Origin of the sequence: Bacillus sp. FJAT-29814 (assembly GCF_001510715.1) — a bacterium.
Classification (GTDB): domain Bacteria; phylum Bacillota; class Bacilli; order Bacillales; family Cytobacillaceae; genus Neobacillus.
In genome coordinates, this window is the sequence record NZ_LMTJ01000002.1 from 569,706 (window position 1) to 588,149 (window position 18,444).

Annotated in this window: 17 protein-coding genes and 1 pseudogene; all 18 read right to left on the bottom strand. The window is 35.4% G+C overall.

Annotation, left to right across the window (positions count from 1 at the left end):
- Window positions 1-108: 108 nt before the first annotated feature.
- On the bottom strand, window positions 109-267 hold the full coding sequence (locus tag AR334_RS06840; protein WP_066307210.1) for a YjcZ family sporulation protein: 159 nt from the start codon (window positions 265-267) through the stop codon (window positions 109-111).
- 40 nt (window positions 268-307) lie between these two features.
- Window positions 308-406 (bottom strand): YjcZ family sporulation protein, encoded by a 99-nt coding sequence (locus AR334_RS28740; protein ID WP_082692813.1) that lies wholly within the window; start codon window positions 404-406, stop codon window positions 308-310.
- A gap of 926 nt (window positions 407-1,332) precedes the next feature.
- Window positions 1,333-1,452 carry a YjcZ family sporulation protein gene (locus AR334_RS28745; protein ID WP_082692814.1) on the bottom strand — a complete coding sequence of 40 codons (120 nt, stop codon included), beginning with the start codon at window positions 1,450-1,452 and terminating at the stop codon, window positions 1,333-1,335.
- Window positions 1,453-1,488: 36 nt separating this feature from the next.
- Window positions 1,489-1,587: a YjcZ family sporulation protein gene (locus tag AR334_RS28750; RefSeq protein ID WP_082692815.1), complete on the bottom strand. Its 99-nt coding sequence runs from the start codon at window positions 1,585-1,587 to the stop codon at window positions 1,489-1,491.
- Between the two features lie 560 nt (window positions 1,588-2,147).
- Window positions 2,148-2,615: a hypothetical protein gene (locus AR334_RS06845; protein ID WP_066307213.1), complete on the bottom strand. Its 468-nt coding sequence runs from the start codon at window positions 2,613-2,615 to the stop codon at window positions 2,148-2,150.
- Window positions 2,616-2,833: 218 nt separating this feature from the next.
- Window positions 2,834-3,889, bottom strand: a complete 1,056-nt coding sequence (locus AR334_RS06855) for a HupE/UreJ family protein (protein WP_066307220.1) — start codon at window positions 3,887-3,889, stop codon at window positions 2,834-2,836.
- Window positions 3,890-3,987: 98 nt separating this feature from the next.
- Window positions 3,988-5,523, bottom strand: a complete 1,536-nt coding sequence (locus AR334_RS06860) for a phosphoesterase (protein ID WP_066307225.1) — start codon at window positions 5,521-5,523, stop codon at window positions 3,988-3,990.
- A 259-nt stretch (window positions 5,524-5,782) separates the two neighbouring features.
- On the bottom strand, window positions 5,783-6,274 hold the full coding sequence (locus AR334_RS06865) for a GNAT family N-acetyltransferase (protein WP_066307227.1): 492 nt from the start codon (window positions 6,272-6,274) through the stop codon (window positions 5,783-5,785).
- Window positions 6,275-6,321: 47 nt separating this feature from the next.
- Window positions 6,322-6,944: pseudogene (locus tag AR334_RS06870) on the bottom strand (LysE family translocator).
- 74 nt (window positions 6,945-7,018) lie between these two features.
- On the bottom strand, window positions 7,019-7,456 hold the full coding sequence (locus tag AR334_RS06875) for a GNAT family N-acetyltransferase (RefSeq protein ID WP_066307229.1): 438 nt from the start codon (window positions 7,454-7,456) through the stop codon (window positions 7,019-7,021).
- Window positions 7,457-7,487: 31 nt separating this feature from the next.
- Complete coding sequence (locus AR334_RS06880; RefSeq protein WP_066307711.1) at window positions 7,488-8,522, bottom strand: alpha/beta fold hydrolase; 1,035 nt, start codon at window positions 8,520-8,522, stop codon at window positions 7,488-7,490.
- Between the two features lie 662 nt (window positions 8,523-9,184).
- A complete protein-coding gene (locus AR334_RS06890; RefSeq protein ID WP_066307235.1) occupies window positions 9,185-9,745 on the bottom strand; it encodes a CBO0543 family protein in 561 nt (186 codons plus the stop codon).
- Between the two features lie 605 nt (window positions 9,746-10,350).
- The gene (locus AR334_RS06895; protein WP_066307236.1) at window positions 10,351-11,592 is read right to left on the bottom strand and encodes an MFS transporter; all 1,242 of its coding nucleotides are present in this window, start codon (window positions 11,590-11,592) and stop codon (window positions 10,351-10,353) included.
- 36 nt (window positions 11,593-11,628) lie between these two features.
- On the bottom strand, window positions 11,629-12,543 hold the full coding sequence (locus AR334_RS06900; protein WP_066307237.1) for a helix-turn-helix transcriptional regulator: 915 nt from the start codon (window positions 12,541-12,543) through the stop codon (window positions 11,629-11,631).
- Window positions 12,544-12,777: 234 nt separating this feature from the next.
- Complete coding sequence (nagZ, locus tag AR334_RS06905) at window positions 12,778-14,538, bottom strand: beta-N-acetylhexosaminidase (protein WP_066307241.1); 1,761 nt, start codon at window positions 14,536-14,538, stop codon at window positions 12,778-12,780.
- Between the two features lie 98 nt (window positions 14,539-14,636).
- Complete coding sequence (locus AR334_RS06910; protein ID WP_066307244.1) at window positions 14,637-16,400, bottom strand: M56 family metallopeptidase; 1,764 nt, start codon at window positions 16,398-16,400, stop codon at window positions 14,637-14,639.
- 17 nt (window positions 16,401-16,417) lie between these two features.
- The gene (locus AR334_RS06915; protein ID WP_024027372.1) at window positions 16,418-16,804 is read right to left on the bottom strand and encodes a BlaI/MecI/CopY family transcriptional regulator; all 387 of its coding nucleotides are present in this window, start codon (window positions 16,802-16,804) and stop codon (window positions 16,418-16,420) included.
- Between the two features lie 403 nt (window positions 16,805-17,207).
- Entirely contained in the window at window positions 17,208-18,440 is a 1,233-nt protein-coding gene (locus tag AR334_RS06920; protein WP_066307245.1) for a cell wall metabolism sensor histidine kinase WalK, read from the bottom strand.
- Window positions 18,441-18,444 lie beyond the last annotated feature (4 nt).

The window sequence follows — 18,444 nt, forward strand, 5'->3', positions numbered from 1 at the left end:
ACAGACAAGGTTAATGTATCCAAACAAAAAAGACTGTCGATTAAAACCCGAAATCCTTCGGATTTGTCGACAGTCTGAAAGGTCCTTAGAAGGACCTTTTAAAAAACATTAATAGTAGCAAGCACAACCAACAATTATTAACAGGATAAATAATACTACAATTAAAACAAACGGGTTCCCGAAACCACAACCGCCATAGCCAACGCCGCAGCCGCCATAGCCGAAACCGCAGCCGCCTCCTCCGTATCCGTATCCATATCCAAACATAAGTTTTCCCCTTTCTTTATGGTTAATTATTTTTCTTTATTTAATACCAGCCACCACAAAAAGAAGCACCAATTATGACGAGTAAGATAAATAAAACTACGAATAAGGCAAATCCCCCGCCATATGCACCATCTGCCATAAGCATACCCCCCTCTCGAATTGTTACTATAACCTATGCAAATGACAATTAATTGTATGGGCGAATTAAAAAACTCCCGGAATTTATCTCCAGGAGTTTCCAAGAGTTCCATATTACCGCATGTTTCTTCAGGAGGTTAACGTGATGCATTTCGGTACTATGGATATCGGCTTACAATAGCGTATGACATATAGCTTATGCTGTTTCGACTTTTTATATAAAATAAAAAAAGAAATCCTTAAGATTTTCATCACAATTAAACACAATCACATTAATCATTATTTTCCCGTATAAAAACAGTACCCCCTTTTAGTTTATTCGAGGAGTTTGCTATACTGATCTTATATAAAACGGACGAGCTGAAAACATTGCTGGAGGTGGGACTTTTTAAATTCCATTGCTACTATTGTGAAATAATCAAAAAATTATCCAGAACAATTTTAAGAATAAAAAGTGGACTCAATTTCCCTAAATTTTGCAATAAAATGAGTGCTTTGTCCAATCACTTTAATTGTTAGAAAGTAATATATTATTACAAGCCTCCATAACCCGCATAAACTGCGTGTTTTCACCTCAGGACGCCTGCATACTTTGCAGGCGTTTTGTGTGTTTTTAGGATAATCGTTGATTTTATTCTCGTATGGATGTTTGTCCAAACCATTCTTATCCATATTAATATAATTATATTATAAAAGTATTTTACGACATGCGGTTTGTACAAATATCAATAAGCCAATGAAAGATGAACACGGTGTATAGCGTAGCTCACAGGAGTTTAGGTTATTTTTTTATAAATAAAAACACCGCAATAGCGGTGCAAATTAATATATATTTTACCTGGCAATTTTTAAAAAGAACGTTTTACCGTAAAAAACGGAACCCCTTATCCTTTTACAGACCATTTTTTTATAATAATCCTTATCCAATTAATAGTAGCAAGATGCTCCTATGATTACTAAAAGGATGAATAACACAACGATTAAAACAAATGTCCTGCCGTAACCGAAACCTCCGTAGCCGAAGCCGCCGTATCCGCCAAAGCACATAGTAAAAGCCTCCCTTCATAAGGAATTAGCCTTAAATTAATACCAACCACCTACGTAAGCAGCTCCTACAATGATGAGCAGGATAAATAGCACAACAATTAAAGCAAAACCATTGCCGTATGCACCATCTGACATTTAAACATCCTCCTTTCAATCCTGTTAGTTACAAGTTATGTAAATTAATATTAGTTTGTATGGGTTACCTGTCCTTTAATTTTAAATTTGGGTGATAAAGAGAAGGGTATTTTCCAAAACGATGGCAATGTAGTGTAAAATATTAGAGAAAGAAAAATACATATATGCACTAAGAAGCGATAAAATTTGAACAAGCGAAAGGAGGAATAAGTTATTTTAAATAGAGTAAAATCATTACCACATCATATAATATTTGCAATCGGATTAACTTTAAATTTGGCAGGATTGACATTGGCTACGATTTTGCCATTTAGGATTTGGTCCATATTAATGGAAGGGATCCTATTATTTGTTGGAACTATACTAATAGTGATGGCTTCCGATAAAAAACATTCAAATAAGAGTTTATGAACAATGCGAAAAATTGGGAAATAAAATATCAAAAAAACGCAAGCCTGTGATTTGGCTTGCGTTTTTATATGCGAATTTGTTTTGTTTTTTGCTGTTAATTAATTTGAGAATTGGCGTATTGCACCCCAAAAGTGAACCAGTAAAAAGAATTATCTTTTTATTTCATCTAACCTCATTTTTGCAGTCATTTCAGCATCTTTTTTGTGATTATGAACTTCAACAAGTCTTGATTCTAATTCACCTGTTTTCTTGTTTTTATAGATTTCAAAGATCGCATAGCCTTCATTTTCTTCATCGTCCTTCCAATTATCGCTAATGTAACCTTCCGTATCATATAGATAACTTTCGTGAACATTCTTGATTTCTGGATATTTAGAAGGATTCAAAATATGAATATCATAATAATAATTTTCATTAAAACTCTTTTTAACTCGATCGCCGTTTTTATTATAATCTCGATCTCTCGTTTTATGTGTTTCTGAATGGACAATATCTTTTACTTCATAAATTTTTACATCCACTAACTCATAAGAAGATGTAGCGGGTTTATCTTGAAAATAAAAAAAACTTAACAAACCCAATACTACAATCGCAAATAGGAATTTAATGTTCTTCAATCTTTATTGCCTCCGATCCATTTTCAATGCTATTTGTTCCCCCTTGAAAATAATCACTACGTTATTAATTCTTGATAATAGGCTAATATCCTTTATCAAATTTTTTCAACGAACCATCATGCAGATGAAAAAAAACGCCGAAAACACACAAGACAACCTTGTCTATTTTCGGCTTTGTTATTTTTATGGAATTAAGCTGCTGTGGCAATTGCTTCTATTCAAAAAGCTCTTTCAATAAACCATACGAGCCCAAAAGCAAATATCGCCGCTGATGTGCTAGGGATGACCCATTTGATTGGTTTAAAGGTTAATTTTCTAATCCACAAAATGACTGGAAAAGCGATAGATACGATCAATAGCTGACCGATTTCGATTCCGATATTAAAGGATAGAAGAGACATCGCCATATGACCAGGATCTAATCTCATTTCCGATAATATTCCGGCAAAGCCGAATCCATGAATGAGTCCAAAACCAAAGGCAAGCCACGGCTGGTGTTTCGCGTCCTTGTTAAAAATGTTGATAAGTGCAACGTAAATGATGCTTAGTGCGATGACAGACTCTACCAATCTGCTTGGCAGCACAACAATATTAAAAGTCGCCAGAGCCAATGTGACACTATGGGCAATTGTAAAGGCGGTCACTAATGAAAAAATGTGACGAATCGTCCTAGCTCCAATAAGTAAACTAATGACAAACAAAATATGATCATAACCTGTAAAAATATGCTCTAATCCTATCAGTACAAACTGTTTTACATTTTGCAGAAAACTGACCTCGCCAATTTCTAATTCCCTTGACTCGAAGCTTAAAACCTTTTCTTGCACTTTACCATTTAATTTAACGGTCGCGTAATTGGCATGACTTGGGTCAGAATCATCCATAAACATACTATACTCGACCACTAATTTTTCAGGTTTATGTTCGATATTGTAGGCTAAGTTCACAACAGCAAATGGCTTTTCATTTATCATCTCGATATCGTTTTTTTCTACTACGCCTTCAATCAGCTGGCTGTCCGCATAAAGCTTAATACGGGAATTGATATAATCTTGAATCACTTTGGTATCTATGTGCTGCTGCTGTGCTGTTTCCTTATTAAGTGCATGGCCCAGTTCCTCTAAATCCACTTTTAATTCGTAATCTAATGTTTTCTCATTGACTTCAATCGCAGAAAAACCTTCACTATTATTGGTATGAGCAGAGGCTGGGGATGAAAGGAAAGAACTAAATGATAGCATGAGGAGCATGATACAGTACGATAATTTTTTCATCGAAATTCCACGTCCATTCTATTGTTTTACTCACAAAGAAGTGAAAACGGAAAGACGAGGAGTTTTCACGCCCCTCGTCCTGACTCCGTCAACATCCATTACTTAGCTGATTTCATGAAAACTGGGTTGGAATAGAACCATAAATCTTCCCATGGATTTTCGCCTTTAGGGTCTTTTTCTGGTTCTAATTGATCCGTGTTTGTCCCACGTAGACGAATGTAGCTGTCTTTATCCACATCTTTTAACGTATACGTAATCGTGATATATTCACCATCTTTTTTCCAATCTTTTTCAGAAAAACGCTTCACTACTTTTGTTGTAGGATTAGAAGCAGTAGATTTGTCCGCCACTTTTCCATTCACTTCGCCCATGATTAAGTCTACACGTTTTACATTTGGCTTATCACCATTAGCGTTGGCAGTGTTTGGATCCTTAATGCGAACAGTTACCGTTACATCGGATTTCTTCCCTGGAAGTGTAAGGGTTTCACCGATTGTTGCAGTATTACCTTTTGCTACTGCATGCAAAGGTGATTTTCCGCCAGCTTGCACTTTCACATCTAGTTCTGAGATCAGGTCGCCTGTTGTCACAAATACATTTCCTTTGCGCAGGTTTTCCATTACATTTTCATAATTTTTCTCTGCTTTTACATAGGTTTTTGAATATTCACCTGGCCAGAAGTCGCTTCCACCGTCACGCCAGTTAACATGTGAGTCAGATGTAGCGGTAATCCAGAAGTGTCTTCCTTCCCCTAACATCGAATCCCAGAAACCGCCAACGATCGCCGTCATTTGGTCAAAACCACCCATTGTTGGCGCATTTACGTTTCCGTATGACCCACGAGACCCATTAGGATTTAGGGTGCCATCCCGTTTGATCGCAGCAGCTTGGTGACCAGGAGCTCCTTCCATACCAATCGAGATATTGGGTGCGGTATCATTCCAATTACGAATTTCTTGCGGTGTCGTTGATCCAAATTCTCCAATACCTTTCGCTGAACGGGACGCATGGTGAGCAATATGAATGGGAAGCTCGTCCATTTGTTTCATATAGTTAAGTGCTTCAATCATTTTGGATTCCGTGTTTCGGCTTGGGTCATTTGGATACGCATCACGAGAGTTGAACTTGCTTTCAATGTCATAAAGCATTTGTGATTCATTTTCGCCTTTTGGGATCATGAGCGTGCTGTGGTCAGCTCCTGGTGTATCAAACTCCATTCCATAGAATTGAAGAACTTCAGGAACAGCTTCACGGGATTTTAATAATTCAGGATAGGCCTGTTCTAAATTGACTTTAGAATGGTTAGGACCCCCATGGTCAGTTGTCATCACCCAATCAAGTCCATACTTTTTAGCATTTTCGGCATTTTTGGAGATTGGATAAATTGCATCTCCACCCCTAATCGGAGTTGGAGGATTTGTAGAATTGTCCCAACCGACACTCCACTCACTATGTACGTGATGGTCACCAGCAAGCCAAGAAGCATTATTCTTTTTCACTTCTTCTTTCGACAATGATTGCGCCTCTGCTTTTTGATTCCCTCCCTCATTCCATAATGTTTGGGTGGTAAGAGCAGTGGTGGCAAGAACGGTCGTTGCGATTAACGGTATTGCCTTCTTCAAACGAGTTTTCATTTTTTCCTCTCCCCTTCTAATCCTTGTTCTAACAGTTAAAATCTTAAACTGGTTATATTAGGAGATTATGGATATGCCGTAAATTTTATGTAAATAGGGAAAATTGAGACAAACAGCCTATTACTATGGACTTATTATATGAAAATGAGAGTTGACTTCATACATTGAAAAAAGAAAAAAACCCTTTAAGAGGACAAAGGGTTCCGTTTAGAGAAGAAAAATTGAAATAGCACAAGTATAAATTTTGCCTTATATCCTATTAAACCGAAAATTTATAGAACTTTTTATCAACATTTAATACTGGGAAATTTTCGGGTAAATCCTTAACATCGATACTTGTAAACCCATTTTTTTCATAAAATCTATGGGCAGCTAAAAATTGTGGTGTTGTTCCAAGATAGACTGTTTTTATCGATGATTCTTTTGCCCATTTCATTGCATTATTTAATAAAAGACTTGCCGTCTTAAATTTCGAACCTCGGTATTCTTCATCTACAAACATCTTTCTTAATGCGACTTGATTATTTCCTATGTCTAAAAGACTTATTGTACCAACCACTTTATCATCATAAGTGGCCACCCAAAAGTTTCCCTTACCCTTCTGGTAAAAATCTGCAATGGTAAACAAGTCAGGTTGGTCATTCTTTGTGATCGCAATGTTATATTCTTGTTGCTGAATATGAAGAATTAATTCCACGACTTGATCTTGATACTCATTTGAGTATTGTTTCACAATAACGCTGTTATCCATTCATTTACACCGCCTATAAAATTTTTCTACATTAACTACATAAGCTTTTATTTTTGGCTAAAGGCCATTTTTAATCCTATAAGTGCGAAAAGAGACCCCTGAATAAAGTTAATCTTTTTCGATATTGTCGGATTTTTACGGAGGAAATACCCTACTTTTCCAGCAAATATACTTATTAAGGTGAAGATGATGAAAGCTTGGACTAGAAATAGAATTCCATACACAAACATTTGAAGGGGAACATCGCCATTACTATAATTAATAAACTGTGGAAAAAATGCTAAGAAAAACAAAGAAACTTTTGGATTTAAAAGATTCATTATGATTCCTTTTTTGTATAAGGATTTATAGTCTAAAGAGTCTTCGGTTTCTAGGTTTAGACTTGAACCTTTTTTTTAAAAGACTTATAGGCTAAGAATAACAAGTATGCGGCTCCTGCATATTTTACTAGGGTGAACGCTAAAGTGGAATGATAAATGACTGCTGATATACCCACTGTCGCAGCAGTGATATGAACTAGTAATCCAGTGCAAAGGCCAAGTGTCGTAAAAATTCCGGCATTTTTCCCTTTCGCTATACTCTGTGCCAAGGTGAATAAGTTATCTGGTCCAGGCATAAGGGTAAGGACTATAGCTGCACTCAAAAAGGATATGACAGATAAGTAGTCCACATTTCTCCCCCTCACATCTCTTTATTTTGATATTTACTTTAATGCAAACATAAGTTCAGGAATAAGTTAGTTTCTTATAACTGTAAACTCATAGTAATTGTCCTAATGCTAAATCCCATTTTTTCGTACAGCTTAATTGCTTGATTCCCTGCAAATACACTTAAACGGATTTCTGAGTATCCCTCTTTTTCTAGATGGTCAATTCCGGCTTTCATTAACAGTTTGGAAATCCCATTCCCTCTAAATTCTTCTATAACAAATAGTTCGTAAATAAATCCATTCTTTCTATCAGTAATTTGGTCCTTGCCTGTGCCAATAAGAATCCAGCCCATTAATTGATCGTTTTCTGTTGCTATTAAATAATAGCTTCCCTTTTCCAGTAGTGGTTTAACAAGTTGATCAATTTTTTCTTTCGTAGGTTCTACTTCACCTAATGTGCCATCAAAAACAGCTTGTGGCGAAAGAGAAAATACCATTTTTAGTTCAGTATCATTAGGTTTTCTAATATCCATTAATCCAATCAGTCCTTTTGTCTCCTGCTAATCAGTTGAGCAAACTTTTCCCTGTTTCTATCAACCAATCTGCAAAAAGTGTTTCTTCTTCGAATTGAGGGTAATGTGCCGAATGTTCAAAGACGACAAAATCCTTCATTGGAGCATCCAAGTCATCATAATACGCTTTTGCTGCATTTGTAGATGTCATATAATCATTTTTTCCCATGACGAAATAGAAAGGAATATCTAAACGATCTACTATTGTTGTAATATCATTCTCTTTTTCTTCATCTAGTAATATTTCTTGTGTAGCTGAAATTCCCTTAAAATAACGAACAACATCTAGTAAGTTATATTCTGGACTAGTTAAAAATCCAATGAAATAGTCCATATTATCATTAATTAACCTAGCTGCCCCACCGTATTTACGGACCATGTTTCTGGGAGTATGCGCTTCGCCCTTTTTAATAGACTCTCTAAGAAATTCTAATTGATCTACATCCCTTAGATTTCCAGCTTGTTGCGCTTGGCGTATTGTATATTCTAGGCTATCCATTTCACTCATTGTATAATTTGAAACTTGACCAATGCCAATATAAGCCGCATATTTTTCAGGATTTTTGCTAGCAGCTTTCAGTCCTATGTATGTTCCAAATGAATGACCAATTAATATGACCTTTTCTTGAGAAAACTCTTTTTTTACATATTCAGTCAGTGCCAATAAATCATCCACATGTTGATCTGTGGTTATATTTGAGTAGTCTTCAAAGAAGTGAAAAGACTTCCCACTTCCTCTCTGGTCATAATGAACAATGGTAAAATGTTCCTCAAGCAGATCTTGATACTTCCTGACATAAGGTATCTCTGAACAGCCTGGTCCACCATGTACAAAGATGACAATCGGATTACGTTTATCGACACCTCTAATCATCACTTCCAGTTTTGTTCCGTTTATCTCAATTGATTTTAATACGGAAATGCTGTTTGTTCCTTCAATTTTAGGTGTCCAAGTAGGAAATAAACAAGTAGTAATTAAGATTAAAGTTATGGTAATAAAAAAAATGATGAACTTTCTTTTCCTTATCAAATGTGATAATTCCCCTTATTTTCCCTAATTTGGTTTTTATTATATCATGAAGAGGGATTCTGTTGCGCAGTTCGAAGCTTTTGTAATTTATTCAACAACCGAGGTGCACGCCTACAAAAAAGTGGAGACGCCTTTTTCTTTGAAGTGGCAGGCAAGTTAGCGGAACGAAGCAGGAAATAAATAGTAGGACGTACAATATAGTAAAGTAGGAATTTGCTTTCTAGGTAGGTGAGATTATATGTCAAAATATATTAGTATCTTCTTCTTAACTGTTTTGGTAAGTATCATTCTCTTTTTCTTATTTAGTTTCGTATTTATGGCTGGAGGCAATCCAGCAGAAGAAGCAGTTTACACAATAGGAGCCATCATAATCATTCTCCTTTCGTTTTTAGTTTCACAATTTTACTATCTAATAGATTTGATAAAGAAAAAATTGTAGCTACCATGGGTCCGGTTCTCCCGGCTTTTTTTGTACTAAACCATAGAAAGAAAGCTTTTATATAGTCTAATAATACCTTATTTTGAGTATGTGTTTGTTGAACTCCCTTTAGCACAATAAGAAAACGGGATCGCTGCAGCCATCCCATCTTTAACATAAGCACCCATAAGCATATTTGAAATTATTCACAATAACGCTATTGAATTTTTTTGTTTAATTATTACAAAGGATCCAATGATTTAGCCCTACTAATTCGATAAGCAATTAAATAGATAATAACGTAAATTGGAAAGGAATAAAAAACACTCCATTTTACAGTCGTATAAAATCCAATCCATTCAAATAAAGGTTCACCAATAAAAGAAGTTAGTGCGGAATAAATGACAGCTTTGAAAAAGGGATTTAAAGCTGGTTTAAATTGTAGCCAAAGCATAATGGTTACAGGTATTAAAGTAAAATCCCAAGGTAAAAACGTTGGAATGGTTGGCAATACTCTTCCAGCATAATGCCAAAACCCTAACACTAAACCTAAAAAATCAAACCAAGCGGAAACAATTAACCCAAAACCACCAGCTAAAAGCAGTCTTGCTTCACTTCCACGTTTACGAAGTAGAATCCAAATAACCCAAGGAATTGTAGATAAAGCAACTGAGAGCCAAAATTCCCAGTGCCATAACGTATTCACTTTCCAATAGCTTAAATAGTCGACTTGTACTTGATGAATCCTTTGAAAAAACTCATCTGAATTTTTAATTTCTTCATTGCTAATCAATGGTGTCATTTTTAACTCACCTTTAAAGAGATATTACACTATTATTACCAATTATTTACCTGTTAACCAGAAAAGAGATGTATGTAGACTTAGGCGAAGACTACTTTGATAAACAAAGACAGTTATCTATTGTACGCCATTCAGTTCGAAGACTAGAAAACTTAGGATATACGGTTACAATAACAGGAGCTTCCTAATCCATTAACAAAAGTATATAAACACCAAAGATCAGACGCTCTCCCCTTTTAAAAAGATGAATGAGCAGCGCCTATTTAAGTATTGCCATTTTTCGGATCTCACAGAAGTTAATTTTCATGGTAGTTGAACAAGAGCTACAGTCTTCCATTTTATACACTTTAATTCCTTATGAATAGTCTGATTCCTTTATACTTTCCTTCACTTTCCTTATATATGATCTATCTTTTGTCGATGTTAATCCCAGTTCCTCACATGATTCCAATTTCCCTAGCATTAGCAACGGCAGTAGCAAGTCCACTTAACGTAATTCCTACTATTAAGAGGCGGTTTTCATGGTTTCGGTTTGTTCAAAGAACCAAAGCACCTTCAGTTAGCCGCTATAGTTTTATAAAATATAGCCCTTGATTATCTCGTCCCTATTGTGTAACGGTTTGTTTTTGCGAAATAGATGATAATTTATTTTTATCAAGTTGGTGAAAAACAGGTAAGAAAAAGGCGATTATTGCAACAAGAATAATCAATACTCCCATGACACTAAATAAGAACGCTATTCCGAAATAATCTGCAAAATTCCCACCAAATAAAGCACCTATTGGGATGCCGATTTGTGATAGTAATATTCGAACAGCAAAAACTCTACCACGTAAATGGCTTGGAACATATTTTTGGTACAACGTTGTATTATTAATTGAAAAAATAATCGAACAAAAACCTACACAGAAGATACAAATCGATAGAATAGAAAAGGACTGGAATATTCCTAACAAACCAATAAAGACTCCTGCAATCATATACGAACTAAGCATGATTATACGGCGGTTGTCCGGTTCCTTCTTTAATCCTGTAATAAGAGAGGCCAATAACATTCCAAATGAAAAAAATGAAGTAAATAAACCATACTGAAAAGAGGTACCCCCAATATCTTTTGTGATAAATGGCAAAAACATTGAACTTAGAGCTGCAAAGCCCATATTGAATATCATGATTAACAATCCTAATCCTAAAAACACTTTGTTCATTCTATAAAAATGGATACCCTCTGCAAATTGTTTGTACCAATTTACTTTAACTGGCAGAGCTTCTGCTTTCAAACTTGTTAACTGTAATAGTAATAGACCGGTTCCACCCATTATTCCAACTAATATATACAAAACCACCTGAGCACCAAAAAATTGCAATATCACTCCAGCAAGTGGAGGTCCCACCAAATTCATGGTTTGCATGGTACCCTCTAGTATTGCATTTGCATTATTCAAACGGTTTTTTGGCAAAATTTCAGCTATATAAATCATACTTGATGGTCTATATAATGGTTCAGCTACTCCAATAAGAATGGCTGTAATATATAAATGCCCTATATGTAGTGTTTCAAATGCAAACAACACTGTTGGAATAAGAAATGCAAATGCCCGTAACCATTCTGACAATACCATTACTTTCTTCCGGTCCCATCTGTCTAAATAGGGAGCTGCACATAATTGAATGAATATGCTGGTAAACAGCTCAACGGCTACAATACTGCCTAACACAGCTAATGATTCTGTTATTTCGTAAGCCATCCAACTCATGATAAACGTAGCAAATTGACCGCCCAAACCAGAAGCTGCTTGCCCCAGCCATATAAAGACAAATGAACGATTTCTAAATAAATCTGCCATATTTTTATTCCCCATCCATCAGTTTCGATCCAACTTTCATTTTTCTAAACCTAAGTAGCTGGTTAAATCACTGTTAAATTTGTTTAGTGCTCCATTTCTTAAACTGTACCTTTCTCTGCCTTGGGAATAGACGTGTACACGGACTAATCCTGCTGATCGAAGAGTAACCATATGATAATGAACTGTACTTTTGGCTAACCCTATAAATTGAACAATTTCAGTAAAACTTTTTTCTCCATTAGTTAAATATCGTAGGATTCTTAAGCGATTTTCATCCATAAGAGCTCTTGCGATATTTAAAATCGATAATGAAGGAAAGTCTGGGTTCATTTGTTCAATCTGGGTTGAATAATAAATAATGGTCAGACCATTATAGTCATTAGTCAAATTGTATGGACTAATATGATATTGCGGGATCAAAATAATCCGTTTAACCTTAAATTCTAATCTTAAACCATTTGTTATTTCTTCAATAAGATCAACAGGCTTGTAATCCTTCAACAACTCTCTATTTTTCTGAGCATTTTTAGTAAGAGTATTAATGATGGATGAATCTAAGTGTTGATAGTATTCTTCATACCATAAAGATAATAATTGAACCATATTTGAACGCCATTCATTAATATTACGCAAATCATTTGTATCTTCAGGAGTCCAAGTAGCTACTTGCTCAAATATCTCCCCAACTGATACATCCCCAATCCACTCTAAAAAATCATGCACACTATCTTTTTTAGGACATGCTAATAAAAGCAAGTTAAGAATGCTCTCCTTTAATTCTGTATTTGCTATAAGTGCCAATGTGGTTTCACTCAGTTTACTTTTTACATTTCTCACCCAGCTATTTCCTAATTGAATACCTTTATGTAGTGACTTCGTTTTAAAGGCTAATAGGCTAGTAATTAACTCATTGCTTTCAGAAAATTCGATTTCCAACTTAATATTATTCACCTTGTTCGTCTCCTATCGAACTATTATTTTGTTCTATTATATTCGAACAAAACACAAGAATCAACTGAACTAATCTTCAAAAAGCATTAAAAAAGGACCTAAATTTTAAAATAAGTATGTAACAGATAACTTCATACACATAAAAACGCAAAAAGGCCCAAAATACAAAGATGAATACATCTATGTATTTTGGGGCTTTACCATTGGTCAAATTCAATTAAATGAATAGAAATATTAATGTAAATAATTATTCAGAAGACTATTGATTGAGTGATTTATTTCATTTATGTTAGGATTTCCTACTTTCGTATCATTAATGCTATAGTTCCTTTTTAGTTGAATAATTCTTTTTATACTTTCATTTAATCTTTGTTCGGAGATTTCCCCATTTTGAACAGCCGTTTTTAAAGAGGAGATAATCTTTACAACATTATTATAGTCATGCCCGACTAAAATAATATCGCTTCCTGCCTTTACTGATTCCACCGCTGCTTTGCCAATATCAAAATGTTCTGTGATAGCTCCCATTGTCATATCGTCCGTTATGATGACTCCTGTAAAACCAAGTTGTTTTCTAAGAAGATCCGTCATGATAGCTTTTGACATGGTCCCTGGATTCGTTTTATCTAATTGGGGCAATAAGATATGGGCGACCATCACAACATCTGCACCTTGATGAATCGCACGTTCAAACGGTATTAACTCTAGTTCTTTAAGTTCCTTAAGGCTTTTATTGACAATTGGAAGGTCCAGATGGGAATCAACAGATGTATCTCCGTGACCAGGAAAATGCTTAATTGTCGTGATAACGTTCTGAGACTGTATCCCTTTCATCGTTTGAACCCCAAGTTTACTTACTATTTCCGCATTGTTCCCAAATGATCGATCCCCGATTACTGGGTTATTCGGATTGCTGTTAATATCGAGAACAGGTGCAAAATCGAGATTTAAACCAAATTCTTTTAATTCTTGCCCTAAAAGTGTACCGACTTTAAAAGAAAAATCAGGATTGTTTACTTGTCCAATCTGATTATTTGGAGGAAAGTTAACAAGTCCACCCGGCAATCTTGTCACACGTCCACCCTCTTGGTCAACACCTAGTAAAAGCGGTAGACTTGAACTATTTCCAACTTTCAGTTGATTCACAAATTGAACGGCCTGTGCAGGGGTTTCAAAATTATTTTTGTAAAAAATAATTCCTCCGACATGGATTTGGCTTATTAATTGTTTTGCGCTTGCATCCATTGTAGTCCCGGAAACCCCAGCAAGAATCATTTGGCCAATTTTATCTTCTAAGCTCATTTTAGAAATTACTTCTGAAATGGTTTGGTTTTCTTGTTGATTCGGCTTTTTTGCTTGTTGATTTGGTGTCTTTTCAAGCTGTGTATAGAGTGAGATATGGTCAACTTTAGGATTTGGCTCCTGCTCTGTTTTTACTTGTAAAACCCATAATAAATCAGTAGAAGCCTTTGCATGATAGACAAGGATCATTTGGTCATGGGTTGAATCTTTAAAGTATCGAATGGCATCCGGTTCTCCACCAATTTTCTCAATTTCATTTAAAGAAATATTTTGTAGTTCGGAATCATAAGATCTTATATCATTTACAGTCTGACCTGCATAGCCGATTGTTGCATGATGACTTTCATATTCCTCATACCTACCTTTAGCAGTTTCCGAAATATGGTCTGATTTTCCCCACTCTTTATTTACTTCATTCCATCCTGATTCACCAGAAACAAAGGAAATGTTCGGAACTTTACCTATCTTGGATAAGGAAAACGTTTCCTCTACTAATTTCTCAAGATTTGAATTCTGATCATTCTTCGAGTCTTCGGGAGGTTGAGTAATAATTGGACTTTCTTCACTTTGGGTAGTCTGTTCGCTACTATTTTCTTTAATTGCATAATAATAAACGCCAATGATTAAGGCTAAAATTAAAAGTGGTATCGTAAAAATAAGTAATTTATTTCGAGATTTCCTTTGTCTTTTCATACTCCAATTCCCCCTTTCTAACTGTTCTCTTTTAGCTAATATGATGTTTTTTCACGTTTTTCGAGTTTATCATCCGCTTGTTAGGGTTTCATATTTTATTACCATTGTCTTCCCGGATCGTTTGACATATTATTAACGGTCCCCCTTGGGTAAAGCACAGAGTAGTGGTCCATTACCGGTTCCGGATTACTATTTGAAGTCTTAGGAAATACTAACAAAATGTTGTATTCCGAATTTGCAACATACCCTATAATTTCCTCATCCTTACTTTTCACGTCATATGCTGGAGTTCCAAATACTTTCTTTACCATAGAGAGTGATAATTCATTTAGTTTCTTATCAAAGGATCTCGCCTCAAAAATCCGTGACCCTTTGTTGAATCCAAATACCACATTGTCTTTCGAAAATACAGCATAATTCCCTTTAGCATTAGGTACCCAATCAACCTTATCCGGATTTCCTAGCTTTTTCTCTACGTCTTCTATAACAGTAGTTTTAACAGGAAACTCTGAGTTTATGATTTTACCCTGCTTTGCCAATTGCATGATACTTGACAGAAGCTTTCTCTGAGTATCCTCATTAGATGATGAAACAGCGGTATTGTTATTCGATGCTGAAGCTTTACTTGTGATGACTTGTGTTGTATTGCTTTGTGATGCCTGGCTTATATTGTCTTGCGTTGTATTACTTTGCGTTGTATTACTTTGTGTTGCTTGACTTGTTTTGTCTTGCGTTGTATTGCTTTGTGATGCTTCGTCTTGAGATGCTTTTTCCACTGACAGAGTTGACCTATTTGTATCGCTATTTTCATTTGGGTAAACATCTGCACTGTCTGGTTTAATGGTGCTTGAGCACCCTACCATAATTGTAAGAGATACAGCTAAAACTGCACATATTGCCGAACTTTTTTTAAATCCCGTAATCATAATAATTCTCCGTTTATTGTATTTATTTGCATATCCTAATGTCCCAGTAGTACTTCTTTTCTCTGAGAATAATCTAAGCATATTGATCATAGTCTGACCGTATTTTTTGACTTCTTCTTCTTTCTTCAAAGTGTTGATGACAGCTGCATCACAAGCCACTTCACAGTCTTGTTTTATTTGATTAAGTGAATACCAAATTAACGGATTGAACCAATAGATTGCCTTAACAATCAATAGCAGGGTGTTTACCGCTAAATCCTTACTCCTAATATGATTTAACTCATGGCTTATCACAAACTTAAACTCTTCTGGAGTTAATTTGTCTATAAGCTCCTCTGAAATTAATATTTTAGGACGGAGTATTCCGTAAACTGCAGGCGATTTCGAGTAATTACTATAAATAATTTTTATCTTTGAATTTATTTTAAGTCTTGTTTTTTCTGCTTCTAAAATTTCAAGTAGGTCTTCTCTATCACAGGCTGAACACTTTTTCAATTTAGCCATCATCAAGATATTTACGCATAGAATATACAGTAAAATTGATGAAACACCTATTATCCACAGCACCGCTGCAGTATCATAATTAAAAATAACGCCTATAATACCCGGATCACTTAATACGTTACGATCTTCTATAGAGGGTATATTTCCGGTTGCGATCGTACTGTTTGTTATTATGTTAGGAACATATTGCTCTGCTATAAAATGAGGATCAAGTTCCTTCTGATCAATTGTAATAAAATTCATAAAGCTTATATGACTTTGAATGTCTATTGGGAGTATTAGCCTAAGTACAAGCAAAATCCAAATATAATAATGAAGCTTTGCACTAAGCCTTTGTCTAAAAATCGCCTTTACGGCATGTATCCCCAATGCTAGAATACTACCCATAAGTGACAGTAATAAGACTTCTTTAAATACTGCAGATAAAACCATGTCCCATTACCTGCCTTTTAATCGTTATTTTTTTTATGAAGCAATCTTTCCAGTTCTTCTATTTCCTTCTCAGAAATCTTCTCTTCTTTTATAAAATTGGCGAGCATAAGGTGGATAGAACCATCGTATACCTTTTGAATAAACGACCTTGTTTCTTCCAGTACACAGTCTCTTTTATCTACCAAAGGATAATACTTATAAAGAGGCATCTCCTTATTTACACCTATAGCACCTTTCTTTACCAGTCTACTTATTAATGAATGAATTGTTTTGGGACTCCATTTCTTATTAGAACTTACAGCCTCTACTATCTTCGCAGAAGTTAATGGAGATGGAGTTTCTTCCCATAGCACCTTCATTACAATCCACTCTGCATCAGATATATTGCACTCTGCTTTCTTCATCTTTGCCCTCCATCCTACAAGTGTAATCTGCAATAAAGACTACACTTGTAGGATGGCGTTGTCAACGTCCTTTTTTTCCCAAATTAAATAGCCCACAATGTTTTAGCTACAAAATTAAAAATGAATAATAAATCGAAGCTAATGCAATTTATACATTTAATGAAGGAAGGAAAAATGAGTAATAAAGTACATTTTCAAAACAAAATGATTTTTATTTTTTGTAAACCAATGATAAAATGAGTTGTCTTACTCATTTAATAAGGAAGGCGCCGATTGGACACATTCCTTATTCCTAATCATCTTATACCATCTCAACAATTGCCGTAATAAACTAATTTGAAGTGATACAAAAAAGCAGGGCGGTAATTATATAAGCTTGATGACTCAATTTCTATGTTAGAAATCAGCATTTTTTAATAGGAAATTGAACCATAACCTGTGTTCCTTCTCCTTCTTTACTCTTCACTTGAATTTTCCCCGAATGGGATTGAACGATCCATTGTGCTATTGACAGACCTAAACCAGAGCCCTCTATATGTCTTGTTCTTGATTTATCTCCACGATAGTAACGATCAAAAATATAGGGAAGGTCATACTTTGAAATCCCAATACCAGTATCCATAATTTCAACTACGGCACGTGAATTTTTAACGGTTCCACTTATGGAAACCTTTCCTTGGTCTTTGGTGTATTTAAGCGCATTATCTAATAAAATGACGAATAACTGTTTGACTCTCTCCTTATCCCCGATGATCTTAATTGGCTGAATGTCCGCCGTTACCTGAATTTGTTTTTGAAGAGCCAGCGCTTTAAAGTCTCTCACAATTTGCTGGAGTACTTCATCTAACTGGAAAGGCTCTTGAACTACTTGTAAGCCTTCTGAATCTGAACGTGCCAATGTCAGTAATTCCGAGGACATTTTGGACAGATAGTTTAGTTCCTGTATCGCTTGATGTATGGTCTCACTTTCCTGTTCAATACTACGGTCTGGGTGGCGAAATAAATGCTCTAAATTCAACTTCATTACGGAAAGCGGTGTGCGCAATTCATGGGAGGCATCAGCAACAAATTGCTGCTGTTTATCCCATGACTTTCTGATCGGTATCAATGCCTTGTTAGCAAGATAGATCCCGCCAAGAAGGGCAATAAACACACTTATTAGGGAACCAAACCCAATCACCATGAGCAAATGGGACAACATTTCATTTTCACGTTTTAAATTGTAGATAATTTGTATCTTTTTTACCGAATCCTGCTCTGAGGACATATTTAAATATTTATAAGAGTTTCCACCCATCGTGATGGTTTGTATCCCTTCCTTATTCAATAAAGAGGAGAATCTTTCCGCATCTGCTTTTGAGAGGGATTGTTGAGGAAGTATTTTATAGAGTTCATTTTTCTTGTCCCAAAGTAAATAAACCAGTCTACGATTCTCTTCCCTCTCTGGATTTAATTCTTTGCCAAATCTCTCTTGTTCGCCTAGGAGATGTGTCTTCTTTTCAGATATTGTTTCGTCGACCTGATGATATAAACTGTAGTGCATGTAAAAATATATCATGGCTCCAAAGGCATTTTGGAGAATGAAAAACACAAGGGAATTTAGGATAACCAGTCTCATTTTTGTCCGTTTAAACATAGCG

Excerpts from the sequence above, each read along its gene's own strand:
- AR334_RS06840 (WP_066307210.1), bottom strand. The coding sequence starts at position 267 with ATGTTTGGATATGGATACGGATACGGAGGAGGCGGCTGCGGTTTCGGC.
- AR334_RS06855 (WP_066307220.1), bottom strand. The coding sequence starts at position 3,889 with ATGAAAAAATTATCGTACTGTATCATGCTCCTCATGCTATCATTTAGT.
- nagZ (WP_066307241.1), bottom strand. The coding sequence starts at position 14,538 with ATGAAAAGACAAAGGAAATCTCGAAATAAATTACTTATTTTTACGATA.
- AR334_RS06875 (WP_066307229.1), bottom strand. The coding sequence starts at position 7,456 with ATGGATATTAGAAAACCTAATGATACTGAACTAAAAATGGTATTTTCT.
- AR334_RS06915 (WP_024027372.1), bottom strand. The coding sequence starts at position 16,804 with ATGAAGAAAGCAGAGTGCAATATATCTGATGCAGAGTGGATTGTAATG.
- AR334_RS06860 (WP_066307225.1), bottom strand. The coding sequence starts at position 5,523 with ATGAAAACTCGTTTGAAGAAGGCAATACCGTTAATCGCAACGACCGTT.
- AR334_RS06895 (WP_066307236.1), bottom strand. The coding sequence starts at position 11,592 with ATGGCAGATTTATTTAGAAATCGTTCATTTGTCTTTATATGGCTGGGG.
- AR334_RS28750 (WP_082692815.1), bottom strand. The coding sequence starts at position 1,587 with ATGTCAGATGGTGCATACGGCAATGGTTTTGCTTTAATTGTTGTGCTA.
- AR334_RS06890 (WP_066307235.1), bottom strand. The coding sequence starts at position 9,745 with ATGACACCATTGATTAGCAATGAAGAAATTAAAAATTCAGATGAGTTT.
- AR334_RS06910 (WP_066307244.1), bottom strand. The coding sequence starts at position 16,400 with ATGGTTTTATCTGCAGTATTTAAAGAAGTCTTATTACTGTCACTTATG.
- AR334_RS28745 (WP_082692814.1), bottom strand. The coding sequence starts at position 1,452 with ATGTGCTTTGGCGGATACGGCGGCTTCGGCTACGGAGGTTTCGGTTAC.
- AR334_RS06920 (WP_066307245.1), bottom strand. The coding sequence starts at position 18,440 with ATGTTTAAACGGACAAAAATGAGACTGGTTATCCTAAATTCCCTTGTG.
- AR334_RS06865 (WP_066307227.1), bottom strand. The coding sequence starts at position 6,274 with ATGGATAACAGCGTTATTGTGAAACAATACTCAAATGAGTATCAAGAT.
- AR334_RS28740 (WP_082692813.1), bottom strand. The coding sequence starts at position 406 with ATGGCAGATGGTGCATATGGCGGGGGATTTGCCTTATTCGTAGTTTTA.